This window comes from Microbacterium sp. STF-2 (genome assembly GCF_034650155.1).
Lineage (GTDB): Bacteria > Actinomycetota > Actinomycetes > Actinomycetales > Microbacteriaceae > Microbacterium > Microbacterium maritypicum_A.
On record NZ_JARKMW010000002.1, the window covers coordinates 183718 to 208879 of the forward strand.

General features: G+C 68.9%; 27 protein-coding genes. 11 read left to right on the plus strand and 16 right to left on the minus strand.

Features of this window, described 5'->3' with window-relative positions:
• Positions 1 to 68 precede the first annotated feature (68 nt).
• Together MicroSTF_RS14800 and MicroSTF_RS14805 are read right to left on the minus strand one after the other, a co-directional pair.
• Positions 69 to 1190: a BMP family lipoprotein gene (locus MicroSTF_RS14800; protein ID WP_021199708.1), complete on the minus strand. Its 1122-nt coding sequence runs from the start codon at positions 1188 to 1190 to the stop codon at positions 69 to 71.
• Positions 1191 to 1350: 160 nt separating this feature from the next.
• Positions 1351 to 2466, minus strand: coding sequence for a mannose-1-phosphate guanylyltransferase (locus MicroSTF_RS14805; protein ID WP_029260562.1), 1116 nt, complete (start codon positions 2464 to 2466; stop codon positions 1351 to 1353).
• Positions 2467 to 2649: 183 nt separating this feature from the next.
• Between MicroSTF_RS14805 and sdhC the strand changes: the two genes are divergently transcribed.
• The 6 genes from sdhC (at position 2650) to MicroSTF_RS14835 (ending at position 8309) form a co-directional block, all read left to right on the plus strand.
• Positions 2650 to 3084 (plus strand): succinate dehydrogenase, cytochrome b556 subunit, encoded by a 435-nt coding sequence (gene sdhC / locus MicroSTF_RS14810; RefSeq protein ID WP_072591539.1) that lies wholly within the window; start codon positions 2650 to 2652, stop codon positions 3082 to 3084.
• A complete protein-coding gene (locus MicroSTF_RS14815; RefSeq protein WP_029260561.1) occupies positions 3084 to 3533 on the plus strand; it encodes a succinate dehydrogenase hydrophobic membrane anchor subunit in 450 nt (149 codons plus the stop codon). The genes sdhC and MicroSTF_RS14815 overlap by 1 nt, the downstream gene beginning before the upstream one ends.
• A 17-nt stretch (positions 3534 to 3550) precedes the next feature.
• Complete coding sequence (gene sdhA, locus MicroSTF_RS14820) at positions 3551 to 5377, plus strand: succinate dehydrogenase flavoprotein subunit (RefSeq protein WP_021199712.1); 1827 nt, start codon at positions 3551 to 3553, stop codon at positions 5375 to 5377.
• 2 nt (positions 5378 to 5379) lie between these two features.
• Positions 5380 to 6147, plus strand: a complete 768-nt coding sequence (locus tag MicroSTF_RS14825; protein ID WP_021199713.1) for a succinate dehydrogenase iron-sulfur subunit — start codon at positions 5380 to 5382, stop codon at positions 6145 to 6147.
• A 106-nt stretch (positions 6148 to 6253) separates the two neighbouring features.
• Entirely contained in the window at positions 6254 to 7459 is a 1206-nt protein-coding gene (locus MicroSTF_RS14830; RefSeq protein WP_322956757.1) for a YihY/virulence factor BrkB family protein, read from the plus strand.
• Between the two features lie 10 nt (positions 7460 to 7469).
• Positions 7470 to 8309 (plus strand): exodeoxyribonuclease III, encoded by an 840-nt coding sequence (locus MicroSTF_RS14835; RefSeq protein ID WP_029265719.1) that lies wholly within the window; start codon positions 7470 to 7472, stop codon positions 8307 to 8309.
• Here the strand turns inward: MicroSTF_RS14835 and MicroSTF_RS14840 are convergent.
• From MicroSTF_RS14840 to MicroSTF_RS14850, 3 genes are read right to left on the minus strand one after another with little or no spacing between them, the layout of a single operon-like run.
• On the minus strand, positions 8303 to 8941 hold the full coding sequence (locus MicroSTF_RS14840) for a DUF4166 domain-containing protein (RefSeq protein WP_051671218.1): 639 nt from the start codon (positions 8939 to 8941) through the stop codon (positions 8303 to 8305). The two genes, MicroSTF_RS14835 and MicroSTF_RS14840, sit on opposite strands and share 7 nt — an antisense overlap.
• A complete protein-coding gene (locus MicroSTF_RS14845; protein WP_021199717.1) occupies positions 8938 to 9621 on the minus strand; it encodes a DUF4166 domain-containing protein in 684 nt (227 codons plus the stop codon). Before MicroSTF_RS14845 ends, MicroSTF_RS14840 begins: the two co-directional genes overlap by 4 nt.
• A complete protein-coding gene (locus MicroSTF_RS14850; protein ID WP_081860201.1) occupies positions 9618 to 10259 on the minus strand; it encodes a hypothetical protein in 642 nt (213 codons plus the stop codon). The genes MicroSTF_RS14845 and MicroSTF_RS14850 overlap by 4 nt, the downstream gene beginning before the upstream one ends.
• 45 nt (positions 10260 to 10304) lie before the next feature.
• Between MicroSTF_RS14850 and trpS the strand changes: the two genes are divergently transcribed.
• On the plus strand, positions 10305 to 11309 hold the full coding sequence (trpS, locus tag MicroSTF_RS14855) for a tryptophan--tRNA ligase (RefSeq protein WP_081859695.1): 1005 nt from the start codon (positions 10305 to 10307) through the stop codon (positions 11307 to 11309).
• A 21-nt stretch (positions 11310 to 11330) separates the two neighbouring features.
• Positions 11331 to 12014, plus strand: coding sequence for a hypothetical protein (locus MicroSTF_RS14860; protein WP_322956761.1), 684 nt, complete (start codon positions 11331 to 11333; stop codon positions 12012 to 12014).
• Positions 12015 to 12041: 27 nt separating this feature from the next.
• On the opposite strand, the gene pth is transcribed toward MicroSTF_RS14860, so the two are convergent.
• Positions 12042 to 12623, minus strand: a complete 582-nt coding sequence (gene pth / locus MicroSTF_RS14865) for an aminoacyl-tRNA hydrolase (RefSeq protein ID WP_021199721.1) — start codon at positions 12621 to 12623, stop codon at positions 12042 to 12044.
• Positions 12624 to 12721: 98 nt separating this feature from the next.
• Positions 12722 to 13336 (minus strand): 50S ribosomal protein L25/general stress protein Ctc, encoded by a 615-nt coding sequence (locus MicroSTF_RS14870; RefSeq protein ID WP_021199722.1) that lies wholly within the window; start codon positions 13334 to 13336, stop codon positions 12722 to 12724.
• Positions 13337 to 13559: 223 nt separating this feature from the next.
• Between MicroSTF_RS14870 and MicroSTF_RS14875 the strand changes: the two genes are divergently transcribed.
• A complete protein-coding gene (locus MicroSTF_RS14875; protein ID WP_017828452.1) occupies positions 13560 to 13685 on the plus strand; it encodes a hypothetical protein in 126 nt (41 codons plus the stop codon).
• A 43-nt stretch (positions 13686 to 13728) separates the two neighbouring features.
• Here MicroSTF_RS14875 and MicroSTF_RS14880 read toward each other — a convergent pair whose 3' ends face one another.
• The 7 genes from MicroSTF_RS14880 to MicroSTF_RS14910 all read right to left on the minus strand — a co-directional run bounded on the left by MicroSTF_RS14880 (position 13729) and on the right by MicroSTF_RS14910 (position 20250).
• Positions 13729 to 14220 (minus strand): gluconokinase, encoded by a 492-nt coding sequence (locus MicroSTF_RS14880; protein WP_021199723.1) that lies wholly within the window; start codon positions 14218 to 14220, stop codon positions 13729 to 13731.
• A complete protein-coding gene (locus tag MicroSTF_RS14885) occupies positions 14217 to 15254 on the minus strand; it encodes an alcohol dehydrogenase catalytic domain-containing protein (RefSeq protein WP_315070199.1) in 1038 nt (345 codons plus the stop codon). The genes MicroSTF_RS14880 and MicroSTF_RS14885 overlap by 4 nt, the downstream gene beginning before the upstream one ends.
• 16 nt (positions 15255 to 15270) lie before the next feature.
• Positions 15271 to 16002: a fumarylacetoacetate hydrolase family protein gene (locus MicroSTF_RS14890; protein WP_315070197.1), complete on the minus strand. Its 732-nt coding sequence runs from the start codon at positions 16000 to 16002 to the stop codon at positions 15271 to 15273.
• On the minus strand, positions 16002 to 16787 hold the full coding sequence (locus MicroSTF_RS14895; RefSeq protein WP_292768443.1) for an SDR family oxidoreductase: 786 nt from the start codon (positions 16785 to 16787) through the stop codon (positions 16002 to 16004). The genes MicroSTF_RS14890 and MicroSTF_RS14895 overlap by 1 nt, the downstream gene beginning before the upstream one ends.
• The gene (locus MicroSTF_RS14900) at positions 16784 to 18202 is read right to left on the minus strand and encodes an MFS transporter (protein WP_315070195.1); all 1419 of its coding nucleotides are present in this window, start codon (positions 18200 to 18202) and stop codon (positions 16784 to 16786) included. Before MicroSTF_RS14900 ends, MicroSTF_RS14895 begins: the two co-directional genes overlap by 4 nt.
• 146 nt (positions 18203 to 18348) lie before the next feature.
• A complete protein-coding gene (locus MicroSTF_RS14905; protein WP_029260548.1) occupies positions 18349 to 19137 on the minus strand; it encodes an IclR family transcriptional regulator in 789 nt (262 codons plus the stop codon).
• A 54-nt stretch (positions 19138 to 19191) separates the two neighbouring features.
• Entirely contained in the window at positions 19192 to 20250 is a 1059-nt protein-coding gene (locus MicroSTF_RS14910; protein WP_315070192.1) for a D-2-hydroxyacid dehydrogenase, read from the minus strand.
• A 99-nt stretch (positions 20251 to 20349) separates the two neighbouring features.
• Between MicroSTF_RS14910 and MicroSTF_RS14915 the strand changes: the two genes are divergently transcribed.
• A complete protein-coding gene (locus MicroSTF_RS14915; RefSeq protein ID WP_315070189.1) occupies positions 20350 to 21240 on the plus strand; it encodes an NAD(P)-dependent oxidoreductase in 891 nt (296 codons plus the stop codon).
• Between the two features lie 56 nt (positions 21241 to 21296).
• Positions 21297 to 22751, plus strand: coding sequence for an NADP-dependent phosphogluconate dehydrogenase (gene gndA, locus MicroSTF_RS14920; RefSeq protein WP_029260545.1), 1455 nt, complete (start codon positions 21297 to 21299; stop codon positions 22749 to 22751).
• Positions 22752 to 22825: 74 nt separating this feature from the next.
• Here gndA and MicroSTF_RS14925 read toward each other — a convergent pair whose 3' ends face one another.
• Both MicroSTF_RS14925 and MicroSTF_RS14930 read right to left on the minus strand, forming a co-directional pair.
• Complete coding sequence (locus MicroSTF_RS14925) at positions 22826 to 23551, minus strand: ABC transporter ATP-binding protein (protein ID WP_315070186.1); 726 nt, start codon at positions 23549 to 23551, stop codon at positions 22826 to 22828.
• Positions 23552 to 23640: 89 nt separating this feature from the next.
• Positions 23641 to 25113, minus strand: coding sequence for an ABC transporter permease (locus MicroSTF_RS14930; RefSeq protein ID WP_315070183.1), 1473 nt, complete (start codon positions 25111 to 25113; stop codon positions 23641 to 23643).
• Positions 25114 to 25162: the final 49 nt, after the last annotated feature.

The window sequence follows — 25162 nt, forward strand, 5'->3', positions numbered from 1 at the left end:
GTGCGTCCACGACACGGGGCGAGTGGCATCCTGCTCACCACTCGCCCCGTGCGGGAACTGCGACGGATTTACTTGGAGGTCGGGGAGTTCGGGGACTCCACCTTGATGTCGCCCGAGATGATCTGCTCCTGCAGAGTCTTGAGCTCGTCGGTCAGACCTTCCGGGAGCTTCGACTCGAAGTCACCGAAGCCGGAGAGCTTGACGCCCTCGTTCTCGAGCGTGCCCACGTACGGGGCCGGGTCGAACTCGCCCTGGGCCGCGGCCATGGTCGCGTCCTTCACGGCGACGTCGATCGCCTTCATGATCGAGACGAGCGTGATGCCGGCGACACTCGGGTCGGCGACGGCGAGGTCGCTGTCGACACCGAGCATCAGGGTGTCCTTGCCGCTGTCGGCGATCGCCGCAGCCGCGCTCTGGTAGACGGGGCCGCCGACCGGGAGGATGACGTCGACGCCCTGGTCGAGCACACCCTGTGCGGTCTGCTTGGCGGTGTCGTTCGCGTCGAAGCCGCCCGTGAACGAGCCCTTCTGCGTGGCCTCGTCCCAGCCGAAGACCTCGACCGCAGCGGACTTGTCCTCGTTGTACTTCTCGACACCGAGCTGGTAGCCGTCCATGAACACGGCGACCGACGGAATCTGCATTCCACCGAAGGTGCCGACCTTGTTCACGCCGCTCTGCGCGGACCAGGACGCGGCGGCGTAACCACCGAGGTATGCGGCCTGAGCCGTGTCGAAGACCAGGGGCTTGATGTTGGGAGCATCGACGTTGCCGTCGAAGTCGTTGTCGGCCCAGTCGTCGATGATCGCGTAGTCGATGTCGGGGTTCGCGAGAGCCGACTCGACCGTCGCGGCGGACAGCTTGAAGCCGACCGAGACGATGAGCGAGCAGCCCTCCGAGACCGCGGTCTCGAGGTTCGGCGCGTAGTCGTTGTCATTGGCCGACTCGAACTCGAGCGGCTTGATGTCCAGCTCCTTGGCGGCGCTGTCCATGCCCTCCTTGGCGGACTGGTTGAACGACTTGTCGTTCCATCCGCCGGCGTCGGAGACGAGGCAGGGAAGGAAGTCGGAGGCAACCGGCTCGCCGGAGCCGGCGGGCTTGTCTGTCGGAGCCTGGCCGCAACCGGCGAGTGCGAAGACGACGCCAGCGGCGACGGTGACGCCGAGCAGCTTCTTGGTGGTGGAGATGGTCAACTGATGCCTCCCTCAACGAAACCGCGGCCATCGCGGATCGATCAAAGTTACCTACTGTTTCGGCTTTTGTGTACGCCCGTGCCGCACGTGCTGGCCAATGGTTACCAAGCTGAAATCAAGACAGCCGATGAGCGTCTCCGCCTGCTCATCGGAGCAGACGTCAGAGCACGTCCCCGCGACCGGTGAGCTTGAGCGACTCGACGACGCTCTTCACCCGCTGCGCATTCTGCACCGTCGTGACCAGCAGCGCGTCGGGGGTGTCGACCACGACGATGTCCTGCACCCCCACCAGGCTGATGACGCGGGACGTCTGGCTGACGAGGATCCCACTCGCACCATCCGTGAGCACACGCGCGTTCGGGCCGAGCACGGCGAGGTCGTTCTTGCGACCGTTGGTGATGAGCTTCGTCAGCGACGCGAAGTCCCCCACGTCGTCCCAGTCGAAGTGACCGGGGACCACGGCGAGGCGTCCCCGTCGGGCGGCGGGCTCGGCGACGGCGTAGTCGATGGCGATCTTCTTCAGTCGCGGCCAGATCCGATCGACCGCGGGGCCACGACGGTCGCGATCGTCCCAGGCCTCGGCGAGTTCGAGCAGTCCCGCGTGCAGCTCAGGCTCGTTCACGGCCAGCTCTTCCAGCAGCACACCGGCCTTGGCGATGAACATGCCCGCGTTCCAGAGGTAGCCGCGGTCGGCGATGTACGCCTTGGCGGTCTCGAGGTCGGGCTTCTCCACGAAGCTCTCCACCAGCGCGGCCTCACGCGCACCGTCGACGACGAGCTCGGGTCCCATCTTGATGTAGCCGAAGCCGATCGCCGGCTCGGTCGGCGTGATGCCGATCGTGCAGATGTAGCCCTCACGCGCCACCTCGACCGCATCGCGCACGGCGAACTCGAACACCCGGGTGCCGCGGATCACGTGGTCCGCGCTGAAGGAGCCGATGATCACGTCGGGATTGCGACGGTGCAGGATGGCCGCGGCGAGCCCGATCGCGGCTGCCGACTCGCGCGGCTCCGACTCGAGGAACACGTTCAGGTCGGGGATCCCCGGCAACTCCGCCTCGACGGCCGCCCGGTGAGCCCGGCCGGTGACCACGGCGATCCGATCCGCACCGGCGAGCGGCACGAGCCGATCCCAGGTGTCGCGCAGCAAGGAGTGTCCGGATCCCGTCAGGTCATGCAGGAACTTCGGTGCATCCGCACGAGAGAGCGGCCACAGCCTGCTGCCGATGCCGCCGGCGGGGATCACTGCGTAAAAGTCCTCGATGGGTGTGCTCACCCTGCCCAGGGTAGCCGCAGCGATCCTCTCGACATCGAGACACTTAGGCTCCCCTTCGTCGCTCCCAGTGATCTGACAGGAATAGGATGGACAGCGATCGGGCGTGCCTGACACTTCGACAGGCTCACACTTGGACAAGCGCAGCGCACGCGACCGAGTCACATCGATCCAGGGAGGACGACCGTGTCCACAAGCGCCCGCTTGACACCGTCGATTTCGGAAACCACGTCCAAGACCCCCCGCGGCACCCTCTACCGGGGTCGCGAAGGCATGTGGTCGTGGGTGCTTCACCGCATCACCGGAGTCGCCATCTTCTTCTTCCTGTTGGTGCACGTGCTCGACACGGCGCTGATCAGGGTGTCACCGGAGGCGTACAACGCCGTCATCGGGACATACAAGAACCCGATCATGGCCCTCGGTGAGGTCGTGCTCGTCGCCGGCATCGTGTTCCACGCGATGAACGGCCTGCGCATCATCGCCGTCGACTTCTGGTCGAAGGGCGCCAAGTACCAGCGCCAGCTGTTCTGGGGCGTCCTGCTGGTGTGGGGCATCATCATGGCCGGCTTCGTGCCCCGCCACCTGATGCTCGCGTTCGCCGGATTCGGAGGGGGACACTGATGTCTGCACAGACCATCGCCGCCGCCCCGGCTCGTCGCCGCCGCGGCGTCAATCTCGAGAAGTGGGGCTGGATCTTCATGCGCGTCTCGGGCGTCGTGCTCGTCGTGCTGATCTTCGGTCACCTGTTCGTCAACCTCATGGTCGGCGAAGGCATCCACGCCCTCGATTTCGCGTTCATCGCGGGCAAGTTCGCCACGCCGTTCTGGCAGTGGTGGGATGTGCTGATGCTGTGGCTCGCACTCATCCACGGCGCCAACGGCATGCGCACCATCGTGAACGACTACGTGACGAACAGCACGGCGCGCAAGGCGCTGGTCTGGGCGCTCGGGCTGGCCGCCGGCCTGCTCATCATCCTCGGCACGCTCGTGGTCTTCACGTTCGACCCGTGCCTGGGTGTGACCGAGGACAGCGTCCTCTGGTCCGAATGCGCCGCGATCGTCGGGAACTAGAAGAAGGCATACGAGAAGTGACTACCGAGACGCAGGATTCCGTCGTCCGTGACGGCGTGCACTACCACCAGTTCGACATCGTGATCGTGGGAGCCGGTGGAGCGGGCATGCGTGCCGCCATCGAAGCGGGCCCTGGCGCGAAGACCGCGGTGATCTCCAAGCTGTACCCCACGCGCTCGCACACCGGTGCGGCGCAGGGCGGCATGGCGGCAGCCCTCGCGAACGTCGAAGAGGACTCCTGGGAGTGGCACACCTTCGACACCGTGAAGGGCGGCGACTACCTCGTCGACCAGGACGCCGCCGAGATCCTCGCGAAGGAGGCCATCGACGCGGTCATCGACCTCGAGAACATGGGCCTCCCGTTCAACCGCACGCCCGAGGGAAAGATCGACCAGCGTCGCTTCGGCGGACACACGGCCGAGCACGGCAAGACCCCGGTCCGCCGGGCCTGCTACGCCGCCGACCGCACCGGCCACATGATCCTGCAGACGCTGTTCCAGAACTGCGTCAAGCTCGGCATCAACTTCTTCAACGAGTTCTACGTGCTCGACCTGCTGACGGTGAAGGACGCCGACGGCAAGACCCAGGTCTCCGGCGTCGTCGCATATGACCTGGCCACCGGCGAGCTGCACGTCTTCCAGGCCAAGGCCGTGATCTTCGCGACCGGCGGCTTCGGCAAGATCTTCAAGACCACCTCGAACGCGCACACCCTCACGGGTGACGGCGTCGGCATCGTGTGGCGCAAGGGACTCCCTCTCGAGGACCTGGAGTTCTTCCAGTTCCACCCGACCGGGCTCGCCGGTCTCGGCATCCTCCTCACCGAGGGCGCACGAGGCGAAGGCGCGATCCTGCGCAACGCCTCCGGCGAGCGCTTCATGGAGCGCTACGCCCCCACCATCAAGGACCTCGCCCCGCGTGACATCGTCGCGCGCTGCATGGTGCAGGAGGTCCTGGACGGGCGCGGCGCCGGCCCCCACAAGGACTACGTGCTGCTCGACTGCACGCACCTGGGCGCCGAGGTGCTCGAGACCAAGCTCCCCGACATCACCGAGTTCGCCCGCACGTACCTCGGTGTCGACCCGGTCGTCGAGCCCGTGCCCGTGATGCCCACCGCGCACTACGCGATGGGCGGCATCCCGACCAACAACGACGGCGAGGTCCTCGCGGACAACACCACCGTCGTCCCCGGCCTCTACGCCGCGGGCGAGTGCGCATGCGTCTCGGTGCACGGCGCCAACCGCCTCGGCACCAACTCGCTGCTCGACATCAACGTCTTCGGCAAGCGCGCCGGCCGCAACGCCGTCGAGTACGTCAAGACCGCCGAGTTCGTCCCCCTCCCCGAGAACCCCGCCGGGTTCGTGTCGGGCATGCTCGAGGACCTGCGCAACAACCAGGGCACCGAGCGCATCGCCGTCCTGCGCAAGACGCTGCAGGACGAGATGGACAAGGGCGCGCAGGTGTTCCGCACGCACGACTCCCTCCAGCACGTGCTCGGCGTCATCGCCGAGCTGCGTGAGCGCTACAAGAACGTGCACGTCGACGACAAGGGTCAGCGGTTCAACACCGACCTGCTCGAAGCCGTCGAGCTGGGCTTCCTCCTCGACATCGCCGAGGTCGTCGTCTACGCCGCGCAGAACCGCGAGGAGAGCCGCGGCGGCCACATGCGCGACGACTTCCCGAAGCGCAACGACGAGAAGTACATGAAGCACACCATGGCTTACCTGACCGGTGATCCGCACTCCTCCACGCCGAGCGACCACATCAAGCTCGACTGGAAGCCGGTCGTCTTCACGAAGAACGATCAGGGCGAGTTCAACTACCCGCCGATGGAGAGGAAGTACTGAGCATGTCGACCGCCATCGCAGAGGCACCTGCCGATACGACCGAAGAGACCGGCATCCAGTCCTTCATCGTCACGTTCAACATTCGCCGGTTCAACCCGGAGGTCGACTCCGAGCCGCACTGGGTCGACTACGACGTGGAGCTCTACTCCACCGACCGTGTGCTCGACGCCCTGCACAAGATCAAGTGGGAGGTCGACGGCTCGCTCACCTTCCGGCGCTCGTGCGCCCACGGCATCTGCGGCTCCGACGCCATGCGCATCAACGGCCGCAACCGCCTGGCCTGCAAGACGCTGATCAAGGACCTCGACATCTCGAAGCCGATCTACGTCGAGGCGATCAAGGGTCTGCCGCTCGAGAAGGACCTCGTCGTCGACATGGAGCCGTTCTTCGCGTCGTACCGCGAGGTGCAGCCGTTCCTCGTCGCCAGCTCCGTTCCGGAGAAGGGCAAGGAGCGCGTCCAGTCCATCGCCGACCGCGAGATCTTCGACGACACCACCAAGTGCATCCTGTGCGCCGCGTGCACCTCGTCGTGCCCCGTGTTCTGGACCGACGGCCAGTACTTCGGGCCGGCGGCGATCGTCAACGCGCACCGCTTCATCTTCGACTCCCGTGACGACAACGCGGCTGTCCGCCTCGACATCCTCAACGACAAGGAAGGCGTGTGGCGCTGCCGCACCACCTTCAACTGCTCCGAGGCCTGCCCCCGTGGCATCGAGGTGACCAAGGCGATCGCCGAGGTCAAGCAGGCCGTGCTCCGCGGTCGCCCCTGACGCCGCGACAGGCAACAACGCGAGAACAGGCGGTCCCCTTCCGGGGCCGCCTGTTCTGCGTTCCTGCCCTGCTCACGCCCGTTCCGCTCTTGGATAGGGTGGGGAGGTGTCCGAACCCGATGGCTCTGCGACCGACCCCGGTCGCCTCGATGCGGCCGTCGAGCGCGCGACCGCGCTGACGCAGCGCACCCTCGGGCTGTTCCCCGTGCGCGTCTGGCGCCACTTCCTGCAGCACAACGGATTCCTCCTCGCCGCGGGCGTGAGCTACCAGGCCCTCTTCGCGATCTTCGCCGCGATCTACCTGGCCTTCGCGATCGCCGGACTCTGGCTCGGCGGCAGCGATGAAGCCGTCGACGCCCTCATCGCGATGATCAACAGCTACATCCCCAATCTGATCCTTCCCGAGGGCGGTGTGGTCACGCCCGATCAGGTGAAGGACATCGCGGCGAGCACCACCGGAGTGCTGAGCGTCACCGGTCTGATCGCGCTCGGCACCGTGATCTGGACCGCGATCGGCTGGGTCACGTTCTCTCGTCGTGCGACCAGAGACATCTTCGGCCTGCCGCCCGATCGTCGCAGCTACGTGATCCTGAAGGCGCGCGACCTGCTCGCGGCGGTGATCTTCGGAGCTTCCCTGGTGGCCGGTTCGGTCCTCAGCTCGGCGAGCGCCGCGATCCTGAGCTGGTTCCTCGGTCTGCTCGGCTGGGACTCCAGCTCGAACGGGGTGATCCTCATCCGCATCGGCGCCGTCATCGTCTCCTTCGCGCTGATGTCGGGCGCCCTGGCGGCGATGGTCCGATTCCTCACCGGGACCTCCCTGCACTGGCAGACGATCTGGCCCGGCGCTCTCCTGGGCGGCGGCGCGATGACGATCCTGCAGTTCGGTGCGGGGTTCCTCCTCAGCTACACCCCGTCCAACCCGCTGCTCGCGACGTTCGCGATCTTCATCGGTCTGCTGCTCTGGTTCCGCATCAACGGCGTGGTGATGCTGGTGGCCTCCTCGTGGATCGCGGTCGCTGCACAGGACCGCGACCTGCCCCTCCTCACGCTGACCGAGGCCGAGCGCCGCATGGCGGAGTATCAGGCCCTGCTGACGGCTGCGCGCATCCGCGTGCGCGAAGCCCATGCCGCACGTGAAGCCGCGCCCTGGTACCGCGCGTGGAGCGCGGCGAAGGCCGTGCGCGACGCGGAGCAGGAGCTCGCCGACCTCGAGGCCTCTCCTCCCCCGCCGCCCGATCCGAGCACGCCGCTCGCCCAGCGTCTGCTCTCCGAACTGCACCGACCGGGACGGGATGTCGGCAGCGCTCGTTAGGCTTGTGACCATGCCTCATCTGCGTATCGCCACGGTCAATGTCAACGGAATCCGAGCGGCGGCTCGCAACGGGATGAGCTCCTGGCTCGACGACGCCGGAGTCGACATCCTCACGCTGCAAGAGGTGCGCGGGCAGGACGAGCATCTCGAGGCCGCGCTCCCCGGCTGGTCGCTCGTCCACGACGAGGCCACCGCGAAGGGACGTGCCGGCGTCGCCATCGCCAGTCGCACGCCTGCGCTGGCCTCGCGCACCGCCTTCGGACCCGACGACTTCGACTCCAAGGGGCGATGGATCGAGGCCGACTACCTGATCGGCGACCGTCCGCTGACCGTGGTGAGCGCCTACGTGCACTCCGGCGAGGCCGACACCCCGAAGCAGGATGAGAAGTGGAAGTTCCTCGACGCGTTCGGCACGCGGCTCGCTGAACTCGGCGCCGACGGCGCCCTCGCCCTCGTGACCGGCGACCTGAACGTCGGACACCGCGAGCTCGACATCAAGAACTGGCGAGGCAACCGCAAGAAGGCCGGTTTCCTTCCCCGCGAGCGCGCGTATTTCGATCGGTTCCTCGGCGAGGCCGGCGCGGAGGTCTCCGGTGTCGACGGCACGGTGGGCACCGGCCTCGGCTGGATCGACGTGGGGCGGAAGTTCCACGGCGAGGTCGACGGACCGTACACCTGGTGGTCGATGCGCGGGCAGGCGTTCGACAACGACTCCGGGTGGCGCATCGACTACCACCTGGCGACGCCTGCACTCGCCGAGCGTGTGGAGACCTACCACGTCGCACGCGCTGCGGCCTATGACCAGCGCTGGAGCGACCACGCGCCCGTCGTCGTCGACTACCGCTACTGAGCGGCGCCGAGGGTGGCATCCGCGTAGCGGTACCATCCCCGGTACTCCAGGACGGTCCCGAGCACGGGACTCGTCGCGCGCATCTCGATGGTGCGTCGGTCGTGGGTGTCGTCCCAGCCGTCGACGAGATCGACGTCGATGCGGAGAATCCCGCGCAACGCGATCCTGCATCGGCCGAGACGCAGCGCGACGGCCCGCGTGCGCATACGCAGCGCACCGTCGTCGGTCACCGAGCACTCCTCGAGCATCTCGACCCGCCCCCTCGACCCCAGCGCATTCTGGACGAGGCCGGGATGTCCCGTCGCGAAGAGCCGGTCGACGACGTGCTGTGTCGTGTCGGCGAAACGGAACTCACGGACCGTGTCGAGCGTCGGCCGTCCCGAGGGCGATCGACCGGACACGGTATCGATCCGGAAGGGCACGTCGCGGCCGAACCGCGTGACGAGCAGCCGCGGCCCGACGAGGGGCGACGCGAGGGCGGCGAGGCGCCCGAACCGGCTGCCGGCGACCGCGAAGATCCCCTCGGCTCCGTCGTTCCTCGCCTCGACGCGCATCTGCGCCAGGATCTCGGGATGAAGCCTCTCCGCCTCCTCCCCCAGCGCTTCGAGAAAGGCGGCTCCGCGCGCGGTCACTCGCGGATCTCCTCGCGGTACGGCTTGACGGTCTCCGGAGCCGGTCCGCCGACGAACTCGCAGGTGAAGGCACCGCGGTAGCCGAACAGGAACCCGAAGACATCGTTGTGGATCTCGAGGTCGATCAGATACCGCTCCTGCTCGTCGTCGTAGCGCTCGATGAGCCGAGCACGCCCGCTGAAGAGCATCGGGAAGCGGAAGGCGATGGGCCCCTCGTAGAAGCGCTGTGCGCCCGAGGTGAGCAGGAGCCCGCCGTCGTCGGTGACGGCCAGATCGAGGTCGACGGCCAGGTGCTGGTGCGTACCCAGATAGTCGACCACCCGTCGACGTGCGTCGCTGTAGATCATGGTCGCGTCGAATCGGCGGCGGCGGCCGGGGCGCACGTCCATCGTCCGCACGAAGGTCACGGTCTCGCGACCGAAGTCGTCGACGTAGGCCAGGTTGTCGATCCGGAACGGCACATCCCGCCCCCGCTCGGGGAACAGGATGTTGCGGAACGTGCCGATCAGCAGGAAAGGCAGGGTCCACCACGGGCCTCGCCGGACCTCGGACATCACCCCGCGTCCGATGCAGCCGTATCCGGCGTCCACGCCGACCCCGAAGCGGCGCTGCAGCTGCGGATGGAGGCGCGCGAAGTCGGCTCCCAGTGCGCGCTCGAAGATCCCGGTCCCGGTCGTCATGCGATCTCCTCGAGGGATACCGGTGCGTCCTCCATGATGGTCCGCCCGGTGCGCCGGGGGCGCGAGAGGCAGTTGCGTGCGCGTGGTCGGTACCCGCGCCGGAGCGACCGCCAGCCGCTGGTCTCCTCCGGAGGTATGCCCAGTTCGGCCCACAACCGGAGACGATCGAAGCTGCGGGCGGTGAGCCACCAGACGAACCGTCGGGTCACCAGCGGATCGAGAACGCGTCCCAGCCATCCCCATCCCGGTGCGTAGTCGTAGCCGGTGAGGAATCGCACGCCCTTCTCCGTCGGCACGTAGCGCCAGTAGCCGCGCCCGGTTCCGAGCGGCGAGAGCGCGTCGTCGGTGTCGAAGAGCAGCGCGGAGGTGCGCTCTCCCGTGGAGCTCTCCTTCGTGGCGTGCGATACGCCGGTCCCGCGGATCGTGTGCACCACGAGATCGAGCTCGTAGCGGAAGTCCTGCGCACCGTCTGCTCGGGTGCGCTGCGGCACGATGTCGCTGAAACGCGCATCCCAGCGCACGTGCGAGGCCGGATCCTGCGTCAGCCGCCACACCTCGTCGAGGGGCGCGACGATGAGGATCTCGACATAGAGGGCCCGATCCCCTCGCGACCGTGAGCGCGGGGATACGGAGGCCATGCGCCCATCGTAGGGGCACGGCACGCACCCCATAGGATTGACTCCGTGACGAAACCTCGCCTTTACTCCGGAATGCAGCCCTCCGCCGACTCCCTCCAGATCGGCAACTACATCGGCGCGCTGCTCCAGTGGCGGGACCTGCAGAGCTCCTACGACGCGTTCTTCTCCGTCGTCGACCTGCACGCGATCACGGTCGCGCAGGATCCGGCCGAGCTCCGCGAGAAGACGCGTCGCACGGCCGCCCAGTACATCGCGGCCGGCATCGAGCCGTCGCTGTCGACGCTGTACGTGCAGTCGCACGTGCGAGCACACGCTGAGCTCGCGTGGATCCTCAGCACGATCACGGGCTTCGGCGAGGCCGGCCGGATGACCCAGTTCAAGGACAAGTCCTCCCGGTATGGCGCGGACTCGACCAGCGTCGGACTGTTCACGTACCCGGTGCTGATGGCCGCCGACATCCTGCTGTACCAGACCGACGTGGTGCCGGTGGGTGACGACCAGAAGCAGCACGTCGAGCTCACGCGCGACCTCGCCGAGCGCTTCAACTCGCGCTTCGGCGAGACCTTCACCGTGCCGATGCCGGTCATCCAGAAGGAGACCGCGCGCATCTACGACCTGCAGAACCCGACGTCGAAGATGTCGAAGTCGGCCGAAAGCGATGCCGGCGTGCTGTGGATGCTCGACGACCCGGCGAAGTCGGCGAAGAAGATCATGCGTGCGGTGACCGACAACGAGGGATCGGTGCGGTTCGACCGCGAGAACAAGCCCGGCGTCTCGAACCTGCTCACGATCTACGCGGCCCTCACCGGGCGCCAGGTCGCCGCGATCGAGGACGAATACGCGGGTCGCGGTTACGGCGACTTCAAGAAGGGTCTTGCCGAGGTCGTCGTGAACGAGTTCGAGCCGGTGCGTGCCAGGGCCCTCGAGCTGCTCGACGATCCTGCCGAGCTCGATCGCATCCTGGCGGAGAACGCCGCGCGCGCTGACGCCGTCGCCGACGCGACCCTCTCCGACGTGTACGACCGGGTGGGTCTGCTCCGGCGCGTCTGAGCCTCGCCTTAGGATGGGGGCGTGACTGATCCGCAGCTGCCTCCCCCGCCCGGTGCCGTGCCCTCCGACCCGTCTGCGTCGCCCGCGACCGGCGCGTTCCCGCCGCCGACCGCCCCCGGGTATCCCCCTGCAGCTCCCGCGTATCCCCCTGCAGCTCCCGCGTATCCCCCGGCGGGTGCCCCGTATCCTCCGGCAACGCCCTCCGGCTACCCGGCAGCGCCCGCGCCCGGGTATCCGGCAGCCCCTCCCGGGGCCTACCAGGTGCCTGTCGGCGGCTACGCGACCCCGGCCGGCGCCTATCAGGTGCCCGACGCCGCGACACCGTCCACCTCCGGACTCTTCGGAACACTTGCGCTGGTTCTCGCGCTCGTCGCGGCGGTGGTGCCGGCGATCGTCGTGGGCATCAGCGCGTTCGAGATCGGTCGGTTCCTCCCGAACGGCGCATCGGTCACCGCCGACGACCTCCGCGTGCTCACCCCGGTACGGGACCAGGTGCTCTGGGCGGAGCTCTCCTTCTGGCTCGGGACCCTCGTCGGCATCGCAGCGATCGTGCTCGGTATCGTCGCGATCGCCAAGAAGCGTGGCCGCGGCGCAGGAATCGCCGCTCTCGTGGTCGCGGTCCTGGCGTCGGTGATCTTCTTCATCGCCCTGGTCGTCGCGCTGACCGCGGGCGCTGCGACGGGCCTGTCGACCTATACGGCCTGACCGGGCCACGACCCCGCAGCGGCCGTCTCAGCGCGGCGCGTGGTGCTTCTGCTGTGCCGCGAGAAGGCCTTCGTCGACCAGCAGCTCGACCGCGTCGGCGGCGTCGGCGATGAGGATCGGCAGGTTCGGCCGCTCTTCCTTGCCGAACGGGGCGAGCACCCAGTCCGCGGGATCCTGACGCCCGACCGGACGTCCGATGCCCACCCGCACACGCGGAAAGTCGGCAGTGCTCAGCGCCCGTGCGACATCACGGACACCGTTGTGTCCGCCGTGTCCTCCCCCGGTCTTGAGCTTGACCGTGTCGAACGGGATGTCGAGTTCATCGTGTACCACGATCACCTGCTCCGGCGGCACCGAGTAGAACCGGGCCAGCGCCGCCACCGGGGTCCCCGAGACGTTCATGAAGGTGTTCGGCTTGGCCAGCACGAGCTTGTCCGCGCCGGGGCGCACCCACGTCTCGACGACGCGGGCTCCGCCCTTGTGCTCACGGAAGGCTTCGCCGCGCCGCGATGCCAGCTCATCGACCACCATCTGCCCGATGTTGTGTCGCGTGGCCTCGTATCGCGGGCCGGGGTTGCCGAGCCCCACCACGAGCCAGGTCGATGCCATGTCGTCGTCCTCTCCCCGCCGGGTGCGCAGCCCCGGTCAGGATACGACAGAGGGGACGCGATCGGATCGCGTCCCCTCTGTGATGAATCAGTCGGAGGTCACTCCGCGGCGGCCTCTTCGGCAGCCTCGGTGGCCTCGCCGGCCTCGGCGGCCTCTTCGTCATCCTCGGTGGGTGCAGCCGGGACCGAGATCGCCACGACGAGGACCTCGGGGTCGGAGAGCAGCGTGGAGCCCTTGGGGAGCTTCACGTCGGCGCCGGTGATGTGCGCGCCCTCTTCCAGTCCCTCGACGGAGACCTCGATGTTCTGCGGGATGTGCGTGGCCTCGGCCTCGATCGACAGCGTGGTCGCGTCGAGGTTGACGATGGTGCCGGCAGCGGACTCGCCCGTGACGACGATCGGGACGTCGATGGCGACCTTCTCGCCCTTCTTCACGACGAGCAGGTCGATGTGCTCGATGATCTGGTGCACCGGGTCGCGCTGGACGTCCTTGACGAGGGCGAGCTGGCCCTTGCCCTCGATGTCGAGCTCGAGAAGCGCGTTGGCGCGACGGATGATGAGCGAGACCTGGTGGCCCGGCAGCGCGACGTGCACCGGCTCGGTGCCGTGGCCGTAGATGACGGCGGGGATCTTGCCGGCGGCGCGGAGGCGGCGGGCGAAGCCCTTGCCGAAGCTCTCGCGGAGCTCGGCCTGGACCTTGGTGTCTTCAGACATGGGTTCTCCTTCGGGACACGCAGCGAAGGCGCCGCGCGGTGGTCTTGGAATTTTCGAACTCGCTGACGCAGGAGGAAAGCCACCGGGCTTGCTTCGCCGCGTCGATAACGGATGTTCGCGCACGCGCAGAAGCATCCCTCGCCGAGGTACAGCCTCAATGGTACCGGATGACCCGATAGGCTGAGGACACCGGTCCTTTTTCTGCAGAACACGGAGAACCCCCATGCTCGACGGCGCCTTCCTCTCGCACGCACTCCTCTGGCTGATCGGCGCCATGACCGTGTGCGCAGCCGTCACCTCGTTCATCGCGCTGTTCGCGATGGGACGCTCGGGATACCGCAAGGACTGACCGCCGGCCGCAGAGCCGTTTCCGCACGCTCTGCCCCGAACTCTCAGCGCCGCTGTGCCGCTTCGGCGATGACGGCGGCCGCGGTCCGGACGTCCGCCGACTCGTCCACCCGGATTCCAGCCTCATCGGCCTCGAGCGATTCGAGCGTCTGGAGCTGCGAGTCCAGGAGCGCCGCCGGCATGAAGTGATCGGCCCGCAGCCGCATCCGCTCCTCGAGCACCGCGCGACCGATAGCGAGTTCGGCGAAGAACGTCTCGGGCGCTCCGGTCCGGATGACGTCGCGATAGACGCGCTTGAGCGCCGAGCACGCCACGACGACGCGGTCCTCACTCTGCAGCGTCTCGCCGACCAGACGGAGCCAGGGCAGCCGATCCGTGTCGTCCAGAGGCACCCCGGCCGCCATCTTGCGGACGTTCGCGGCCGGATGCAGATCATCGCCGTCGATGAAGCGCGCACCGAGGCTCTCGGCGAGGAACGCACCCACGGTCGACTTGCCCGAACCGCTCGGGCCCATCACGACGACGCGCACACTCATGCCTCCCGGCCGAAGTCGACGAGCACCTTGCAGGAACTCGCGGGGTCGGCGGCCAGTGCGAACGCGTCGAGCGCGTCGTCCACAGGCACCACCTGGCTGATGATACCGCGCACGTCGAGGCTGCCATCGGCGAGGGCGGCGATGACCTCGCCGAACTCCGCGCCGAAGCGGAAGGATCCCCGCAGCGTGAGCTCGCGAGTGATCGCCGTGGCCATCGGCGCGGAAACCGCGCCCCCGCGCTGGAGCCCCAGCATCACCACCGTGCCCCCGCGGACAGCAGCGGAGACGGCGGCGTCGAGCCCCGGAACCGTTCCGCTCGACTCGATCACGACATCGGCATACAGCTCGGAGATCTCGGTCTCGGCCCGCGCATCGATCGCTCGGATCCCGCGCGCCTCGGCGATCTCCCTCGGCCGCTGATGCAAGTCGGTGACGGTCACGGAGGACGCGCCGGCACGCTGGGCGACGGCGGCGACGAGCTGACCGATGGGTCCGGCGCCGATCACGACCACTCGCCGGTCCCGCACACCCCCCGCCCTCTGCACCCCGTGCCAGGCGACGGCTGCGGGCTCTGCCAGCGCCGCCGTCTGCAGGTCGAGGCCGGAAGGAAGCGGATACAGCATGCGCGCGGGGAGCGCCACGCGCCGCGCGAAGGCTCCCTGCGTGTGCGGCAGGTGCATCGCCGACCCGAGATACGTCGAGGCCGGTGCGAGATTCGGATGCTCGGGGGGCCAGGGCGTGCGACCGTCGCCGTGCGCGGTGAGCGGATGGACGGCCACGGGGGTGCCGACGGCCGGTCCCGTGCCGTCGGCCGCAGCGACGGCCACGACCCCGGACACCTCGTGCCCGAGGATCATCGGCTCGCGCAGCACCGATGCACCGGCCGCGCCGTGCTGCCAGTAGTGGAGGTCGGATCCGCAGATGCCGCCGTAGGCGATGCCCACGACGGCCTCGTCCGGTCGGGGCACCGGCGCGCCGATGTCATCGATCCGCAGGTCTTCGGCGGCGTGCGCCACCACGGCGAGGTTGTTCACCGCGCTCCTTCCTCGGTCACACGAAAGCCGTGACCAACTCGATCTCCGCCACTCTGACGGTCACGATCTGCCCCGGCCCCACGGGCGCCTGCGAGTGCGGAGCACCCGTCATGACGACATCGCCCGGGCCGAGCGGCGACCACGCAGCCACGTAGGCGAGGCAGTCGCGGATCGACATCGGCAACTCCCGGCTTCCGGTCTCGGCGACCGGGCGTCCGTCGACCTCCACCTGGAGGCGCACATCGTCGATCCCGGCTGCGGTGTCGATCCAGGGGCCGAGCGGCGTGTACCCCTCCCCCGACTTCGATTCGAAATTTCGCGGATCGAACGCCGCGCGCTCCGGACTCGAGAGGTCGTTCACCGCGGTGACCCCGAGCACGTACTCGTGCGCGGTCTGCGCGGTCAGCCCCCGGGTCGGGCGGCCGATCACGACCGCGATCTCCCCCTCGGCGACCTGGCCGCCCGCATCGCGGCGCAGGACGACGTCGACGCCGCCGGCGGTCACCGTCCGCGGGCTCTTGAGCCACGCCTGCACGGGAGAGACGTGGGCGGGTCCGTTCTGGGCTATGCCGACGATCACCAGCGGATCCACCGGCGCGATGACCGTGCCTTCGATGCGCGGCCCGGCATCCTCCGGCTCCTGCCCCTCGGCGAAGGCGACGAACGGATCCGTCACCGGGATCAAGCCGTCGGCCGCCTGCCGTACCCACCGGGGGCCTCCGGTGGTGGCGACTCGTCCGAGACGCATCAGACGACCGCCGTCATGCCGCCGTCGACGAACAGCGTCTGTCCATTGACGAAGTCGCTCGCGCCGCTCGCGAGGAACAGCAGGGCCCCGACGAGGTCCGCGGTGTCACCCCAGCGCCCGGCGGGTGTGCGCCCGCGGACCCACTCCGAGAACTGCTCGTCGGCGACGAGAGCCTTCGTGAGCTCGGTGGCGAAGTATCCGGGCGCGATCGCATTGGCCTGGATACCGTGCGGGGCGAGATCGGCGCACAGCCCCTTCGTGAACATCACGATCGCGCCCTTGGTCGCCGCATACGCCGCGATCGAGGGACGGGCGAGCTGCGACTGCACACTGCCGATCTGGATGATCTTGCCCGAGCCGCGCGCGATCATCCCGGCGGAGACCCGTCGCGACAGGTGGAAGACGCTGGAGAGGTTGGTCTGCACGAGGGCATCCCAATCCTCGTCGGCGAACTCGGCGATCGGCGCACGGCGCTGGACACCGGCGTTGTTCACGAGGATGTCGGGAGTGCCGACCAGATGCTCCACCTCGCCCATGCCGGCATCCACCGCCGCCGCCTCGGTCACGTCGAAGACGACGCTGTGCACGACGGCTCCCGTGCCCTGTGCGATCTCTCCCGCCGCCGCCTGCGCCTTCGCGGCATCGCGCCCGTGCACGACGACGGTCGCTCCTGCACCGGCGAGGCCCTCGGCGAGGGTCCTGCCGATGCCCTGACTCGATCCGGTGACGAGCGCCGTGCGCCCGGTCAGATCGAAAGCGGCGAGTCCCGCCGGCAGCGCCGTCATCGTCCGACGGCCTTGATCGACACCGTGGTGGCGAACACGTCGTCGCCGCCCTCCCCGCGCGAGACCTTGATCGCGTCGTCGACACGGGTGAGGTCACGGCGGAGGGTCTCGGGAGCGAGGAATGTCGACGCGGTGGTGATGAGGGCCAGCACAGCCATGTAGATGGCCAGGAGCACCCAGTTGCCGTCGCTCACCGCGATCAGGTAGGCACCGAGGACACCGGCGAGGCCACCGGCGAGCACAGCCGAGATCTCGCGGGCCATCGCCACGCCCAGGTAGCGGTGACGGTTTCCGAAGAGCTCGGGAAGCATGGCGCACTGCGGTCCGAGCATGCTGTTCACGGCGACGCCGATGCCGATCGCGATCACACCGATGGCCACGGCGTAGTTCCCGAGCGACAGCAGCCACCACGCGGGGAACGTGTAGACCAGCATGAAGACCGCTCCGAAGCGGTAGACGGTACGGCGCCCGAAGCGGTCGGAGAGGTGGCCGGTGAACGGCACGGAGAAGACGCCGATCAGCGAGCCGAGGGTGACGCCCCAGGTGAGCAGACTCTTGTCGGCGTTGTCGCCGACGACCGTGACGAAGAAGGCGAGACCGAGCGTCTGGAACATGTACGAGCCGCCGTTCTCGGCCATCCGCAGCCCCACGCCGACGATCACGCCGGGCAGGCCGTGGGTGAAGATCTCCTTGATGGGGCGGTCGGCGATCTGCTCGTGCCTCTCGAGCTCGATGAACGTCGGCGTCTCGCGCAGCCGCATCCGGATGAACAGTGCGAGCAGGATCAGCGCGAAGGAGGCGAGGAAGGGCACGCGCCATCCCCAGCTCAGCAGCTGGTCCTCGGGGAGCAGCGTGATCAGGCCGAAGACCACCGCGGCGAGCAGTGTGCCCGCCTGGATGCCGACGAACGGGAGTGCCGAGAAGAAGCCCCGGCGCTTCACCGGCGCGTACTCGGCCATCAGCACCGTCGCCCCCGCCTGCTCGGCACCCGCTCCGAAACCCTGCAGCAGCCGCATCAGCACCAGCAGGATCGGTGCCCACACGCCGATCGCCGCGTAGGTGGGCAGCAGTCCGATCGCGGTGGAGGCGCCGCCCATCAGCACGATGGTCGCGACCAGGACCCACTTGCGCCCGAGCTTGTCACCCAGGACGCCGAAGAACAGGCCGCCGAACGGACGCGCGAGGAATCCGACGCCGAAGGTCGCGAACGCGGCGACCGTCGCCATCGCCGGGTCATCCTGCGGGAAGAACAGCACATTGAAGATCAGCGCCGTGGAGAGGCCGTAGAGCGCGAAATCGAAGTACTCCAGCGCGCTGCCGATGCTCGACGCGAGGGTCGCGCGGCGCAGGTTCGCCGCGTATTCCGGGTCATCGGACGCTGCTCGGGGTGAGGTGCGGGGGTCTGTCACGGCCATCTCCTTCGATCGGCTTCGCCTGCGGCGTTCCCCGACTGTACCAGCCCGTTGGATTGTGTTCAACCCTTTGGACCGACTTCGCGTCCCGTTGCAGGCACGCAAAAGGACCACCGCGCCCTGCGGGCGCGATGGGGCGCAGGAGGGCGTCAGTGCCGAACGGCTGAGCTGAAGGGGTTCGTCAGCGCGGCGGCGGCGTCCCGCAGCGCCTCACCCACCCGCTCGATGCGCTCGTAGTCGGCCTCGGCGGCACGGATCGCAACACCGAGCGCGAGCGGCGGGTCCGTCGGCGCCCAGCCTTCCAGGGGCACCGCGACGCCGACGATGCCGCGGAAGGACTCCTCGGCATCGAGCGCCCAGCCCCGTCGACGGGCGGTCGCCAGCACCTCCAGCAGCCCCGGCATGGTCGTCGCGCTCCGCTCGGTGAGCTGCGGGAAGACGGCATCCTCACCGAGGAGCTCGACCACTTCAGCGTCACTCATCGCCGCCAGGAGCGCGCGCCCCGTGGCCGACAGCGGCGCCGGAAGCCGCGAGCCGAGCGGGGTGCCCAGCCGGAGCGAGCGCGACCCCTCATGTCGCGCGAGATACAGCGCATCGGTGCCATCGAGCATCGCGACCTGGACCAGCTCGGAGGCGAGCTGCGGCGAGGCCTCGCACACGCTGTAGAACTCCCGCACCTGGTTGAACTGGGCAGCGAACGCACCTCCGAGCTCGGCCGTGCGCACCCCGAGACGATAGCCCTGCGGGGTGCGATCGATCATGCCCCCGGCCTCGAGCGCCAGGCAGAGGTTCGCCGTCGACGACTTCGCCAGCCCGAGTTCCCCCGCGAGCTCGGTGAGCGTTCGTGGACCCCCGGACTCGGCGAGGATGCCGAGCAGGCGGATGCTGCGGGTCACGGCGGGTGCGGGGTCGCGCCCTTCGCGGGTGTCATCATCCATGGCCGCGCCTTCCGACAGCAGGGAGCCACAGGCGCTCGATCACCTGTGGGCCGATCAGTAGAACTCGACCGTATCGACCACGGCGGTCAGCGGCTCGCCATCGAGCAGGCGCGCCGCGTTCTCCGCGAAGCGACGGGCGATCCGCTCCTCCTCCTTGGAACTGAGGGCGGCGGTGTGCGGGCTCACGAGCACGTTCGGATGCGACCACAGCGGCGACGCACCGTCGAGGGGCTCCTGCTCGAAGACGTCGAGCGCGGCGAAGGCCACGCGACCGTCGTCGAGCGCACCGAGCAGAGCGCTCTCGTCGATCACGGTGCCGCGGCCGACGTTGGTGATGATCGCACCGGGTTTGACCGCATCGAACACGTCGGCGCCGATCAGATGGTGCGTCTGCGCCGTGCCCGGAAGGGTGACGACGATCGCGTCGACGTGGGCCACCGCGTCGGTCAGCTCGTCCAGCGGCACCAGGCGATCCACTCCCGCCACCGGCTGCCCGGAGCGCGTCGTCCCCCACACCCGTGCGCCGAGCGCATGGAAGCGTCGCGCGCACTCCGTGCCGATGCCGCCCAGACCGACGACCAGCACCGTCATCTCGTCGAGCTGACGCATCTCCCAGCGGTCCGGCCAGGTACGCGTCCCCTGATCGGCGAGGAGGCGCGGGAGGTTCTTCGCGCCCGCCATCACACCGAACACCGCGAACTCCGCGAGCGGGCCCCCGTGCACGCCGGCACTGGTGGTGAACACGACGCGGTCGAGCTGCGCCCGTTCGAGACCCGCGGCTTTGACCGAGGCACCGCCACCGGCGGCAGTCGTCATGACCCAGCGCAGACGCGGGTTCGCGGTCACGGTGCGGGCCAGCGCCGCCGCGTCCACGTCGGGGATCCCGAACAGCACGTCGGCGGAGTCGACCAGTTCGTCGAACGCCTGCTGCGCGCTCGGCGTGCGTACGTACTCCGGGTCGCCGGACCAGTCGGCCGGTCCGCGCATCGGCGGCAGGAGTGCGTGATCGCGGACCACCTCGAGGCGAGGCTCGAGCTCCTCGATCAATCGACACAGGCGTTCCGGCAGCGGCACCGCCACGACGGCGCGCAGTTTCTTCTCGGTCCCCGTCATGCTGGTCCCCTCCCTCGGGAAGTCTGGATCCCTCACCTTAGCCCAGTTCCATCCTGTTGGACACTGTTCTATCTGTTGGATTGTTGCTACCGTGTGCGCATGAGCATCTCATCCGTCACCGTCGGCGTCGTAGGCCTCGGCGCCATGGGCCGCCCCATGGCCGACCGCCTGCTCGCCGCCCGCGGGGGGCTCGTCATCCATGCGCGCCGCCCGCAGCCGGAACTGCTGGCCGCCGGCGCCTCGTGGGCGCCGACAGCACGCGAGCTCGCCTCCAGAGTAGACGTCCTGCTCATGATGCTGCCCGACCTCCCCCCGTTCGAAGCCATGCTCGACGGACCCGACGGGCTGCTCGCCGACGCCGGAGACCTGCTCATCCTCATCGGGTCCACCTCGTCTGCTCCCGCCGTCCGTGCGCTCGCGGACCGCGTCGGAGCGCAGACGGGCGGCAGGGTCAGGATCGTGGACTGCCCGGTCTCCGGTGGGGAAGACGGAGCGGTCGCCGGGACCCTCTCGATCATGCTCGGCGGCGACCCGGACGATGCTGCCGTCGCCGCCGAGGTGCTCGCGCCCTGCGGAACCCCTGTGCTGCTCGGACCACTCGGGGCCGGCGAGGTCGCCAAGGCCTGCAACCAGCTCGTGGTGTCGGCGACGATCATGGCGCTCGGCGAGGCCACCGTGCTCGCCGAGCGCTCCGGACTCGACCTCGATGCGCTCTGGTCGCTGCTCTCGGGCGGCTACGCCGGCTCGCGCCTGCTCGACAGTCGTCGCGAGAAGCTCGTCACCGGCGACGACTCCCCCAGCGGCATCGCGCAGTACATGGTGAAGGACCTCGGCTTCGCGGCCGACATCGCCGAAGCCACCGGCACCTCGCCCGTCCTGCTGCCCACCCTGCGTGCGGCCTTCGACGAACTGGTCGCCGCCGGGCTCGGAGACCGCGACATCGCGGTGTCACGACGCTTCATCGCCTCTCGTGACACAGGTGGCCACTGACCTCCCGTACAGCGATACGCTGAAACCACCCCTTCTTCACGATCGAGGAGCCTTCTGTGCCCGAAGCATCAGCGAACATCGGAGTCGTCGGACTCGCCGTCATGGGATCGAACCTCGCCCGCAACCTCGCCAGCCGCGAGGGAAACACGGTGGCGATCTTCAACCGCAGCTACGAGAAGACCCAGACGCTCCTCGACGAGCACCCCGAGGCCGGATTCGTCCCGGCCCACACCTACCAGGAGTTCGCCGACTCGCTCCAGAAGCCGCGCACCGCGATCATCATGGTCAAGGCCGGCGGCCCGACCGATGCGGTGATCGACGCGCTGGTCGAGGTGTTCGAGCCGGGCGACATCATCGTCGACGGCGGCAACGCGTACTTCCCCGACACCATCCGTCGCGAGAAGGCGGTCCGCGAGACCGGCATCAACTTCGTCGGCGCCGGCATCTCCGGCGGCGAGGAGGGTGCCCTCACCGGCCCCTCCATCATGCCCGGCGGCTCTGACGAGTCGTGGGTCACGCTCGGACCGATCCTGAAGTCGATCGCCGCGATCGCCGAGGGCGAGCCGTGCGTCACGCACGTCGGCCACGACGGCGCCGGGCACTTCGTCAAGATGGTGCACAACGGCATCGAGTACGCCGACATGCAGCTCATCGCCGAGGCCTACGACCTCATCCGCCGTGGCACGGGCAAGTCGCCGGCCGAGATCGCCGAGATCTTCGCCGAGTGGAACAAGGGCGAGCTCGAGTCGTACCTGATCGAGATCACCGCAGAGGTGCTCCGCCAGATCGACGCCGAGACCGGCAAGCCGCTCGTCGACGTGATCCTCGACCAGGCCGGCGCCAAGGGCACCGGAGCCTGGACCGTGCAGACCGCGCTCTCGCTCGGCGTCCCCGTCTCCGGCATCGCCGAGGCGACCTTCGCCCGCTCGCTCTCGTCGCACCCCGAGCAGCGCGCCGTCGCCGGCGGCCTCCCCGGCCCCGACGAGGAGTTCACGGTCTCGACCGAGGACACCGAGCAGTTCATCGAGGATGTGCGCCTGGCGCTCTACGCCTCCAAGATCGTGGCCTACTCGCAGGGCTTCGACGAGATCCGGGCGGGGGCGGCCGAGTACGGCTGGAACATCGACCTCGGCGCGATCTCGAAGATCTGGCGCGGCGGCTGCATCATCCGCGCCCAGTTCCTCAACCGGATCGCCGACGCCTACGCGGCGACCCCCGACCTGCCCGTGCTGATGACCGCACCGTACTTCGCCGAGGCGCTCACGCGTGGCCAGGCATCGTGGCGTCGCGTCGTCGTGACCGCGGCCCAGGCGGGCATCCCGGCTCCGGCGTTCTCGTCGTCGCTGTCGTACTACGACGGCATCCGCGCCGACCGCCTCCCCGCCGCGCTCGTGCAGGGACAGCGCGACTTCTTCGGTGCGCACACGTACAAGCGCATCGACAAGCCGGGCACGTTCCACACGCTGTGGTCGGGCGACCGCACCGAGATCGAGGCGGAAGACACGCACTGACGTCCCGTCGTCGAAGGGCCGGATACCGCGAGGTACCCGGCCCTTCGTGCACCATGGTGGTGCCATCCCACCGCCTACCTCGTGATGTCCTGGACGACACCCTTCGTGAGGCGCAGACGCCGTGTCGCGCGTCGCGCCACCGCCGAGTCGTGCGTCACCACGATGATCGTGATGCCCTCGGCGCACAGCGATTCGAGAAGCGTCAGGATCTCGTCGCGCATGCTCTCATCGAGGTTGCCCGTCGGCTCGTCGGCCAGGAGCACCCGCGGCCTCTTGACGAGGGCGCGCGCGATCGCGACGCGTTGCTGCTGACCCCCGGAGAGCTCTGAGGGCCGATGGTCGCCTCTGTCGTCGAGACCGACGTGGGCGAGAGCCTCAGCGACCCTCATGCGCCGCTCTCCCTTGTCGAGATCGAGGGGCTCGAGCGCCATGTCGACGTTCTCCGTGGCCGTGAGCGTGGGGATCAGGTTGAACCCCTGGAACACGAATCCGAGCTCCTCCGCCCTGAGGCGTCCGAGTTCCTTCGCCGAGGCCGACGCGAGTTCGCGGCCGTCGAACAGGAGGGAACCCGTCGTCGGCGTGTCGAGCGCACCGAGCAGTTGCAGGAGCGTGGACTTGCCGCCGCCGGTGGGGCCCTGGATCGTGACGAACTCGCCGGGCATGATGTCGAGGTCCACACCGGTCAGCGCTTTCACGATGCGCCCCTTCTGCGTGTACGTCCGGGTCACGCCCGTGACGCGGTAGATCGGCTGCTCGTGCCCGCCTCGGGGCGCCGTCTGCTCGAGGTCTGCGATGGTCATGTGCGTCTCCTGCTCGTGGGTCGTCGGCTTCCGGGTTGTTCGGATCGGGGGTGGCGGGTCGTGCCGGACGTCGCCCGCACGTGCGGTGATCATCCGACCGACCGCAGGGCTTCCGCCGGGCTGAGACGCGCGGCGCGCCAGCCGCCGAACGCTCCGGCGACGAGTCCGCCGAGCACCGCGAGACCGACGGCGGCGACCAGCACCCCGGGGGTGAACGGCGCCTGGAGCACGACATCCGCCGCGGCGGTCTGGAGCATCCCTCCACCTCCGGTCGGTCCCCCGCCCATGCCCCCGCCGATGGCACCGGGACCCGCGCCCTGGCTCGCACCGCTCGCAGCGACCGTGGGCCTCAGGACGTTGATCAGCACGATGCCGGCGACACCCAGGACGAGGCCGACCGCTCCCCCGATCAGCCCCTGCACCATGGACTCTCCGGCGACCTGACGGACGACCCTGCCGTTCGACCAGCCGATCGCCTTGAGCGTTCCGAACTCCCTGGTGCGACGCCCGACGCCCGACAGGGTGAGCAGCACCGAGAGCAGCACGGCGACGGCGAGCACGATGATCGAGAGCCAGGTGCCGAGGTTCGTGATCAGTGCGGTCGCGCTGGAGAGCGAACCGGAGACGGTCGCGGCGAGCTCGGACTGCGAGGTGACGGTCGCATCGGGGAGCGCACCGGCCAACGCGGACTGCACGGCCTCGATCGAATCGGCCGAATCCGCCTGCACGTAGACGGTGGAGATGACGTCGTCGACTCCGGCGAGCCTCTGCGCGGTGCGCAGCGGCAGATAGACGTTCGCGGCCGTATCCGCGCTGTCCGAGGTCGAACCGAGGATGCCGACGACCTCCACATCGGAGCCGGCGACATCGATGGTGTCTCCCACCGCGATCTCATTGGTACCCGCGTAGGTGCTGTCGACGAGGGCGACGAGCGCCTCGGCATCATCGGCGTCGAATCCGCGTCCGTCCGTCACCTCGGCCGACGCGAGTGGACCGACCGAGGTCGCTGCGGGGTCGATGCCGAGCACCGAGAAGGAGTCGACTCCGAAGGATCCTCCTCCGCCGCCCTGTCCGGCGTCCGGTGCGGTCTGCCCCTCCTCGGGCGCGGCCGGCTGCTCGCCGTCCTGCGGAGCGAATCCACCGCTGGGCACCTCACCGGAGAAGGTGGCGTTCGTGAGGCTGAGCGCCCCGGATGCCGCGGCGACCCCGTCCGTGGCGGCGACGGTGTCGAGCACCGACGAGTCGAGCGTGCCGCGCAGGAGATCGGTCCGCAGCGTGGACTGCGCGAGCGTGGTGGTCTCGCCGTCGCTCTGACCCGCATCCGCGTCGAAGTCGAAGCGCGGCCCTTCGCCTTGGCCGGGTTCGGCGGGCTCGCCCGTCACGGTGAGATCGGTGCCGACTCCGTAGACGGAGGCGAGGGCCTGCGCCTGCGCGTCCCGCACTCCCGCCGTGAGGGCGTTGACGACGATCACGAGGGCGATCGCGATCGCCAGCCCGATCGCGACGATCATCGTCTGCTTCTTGCGGCCGGCGAGTTCGCGCCGCAGATAGGTTCCGTACATCTCTCTCCTTCCGCCGCGGCCATCGCGGGGCGAGATCGACGTTAGGAAT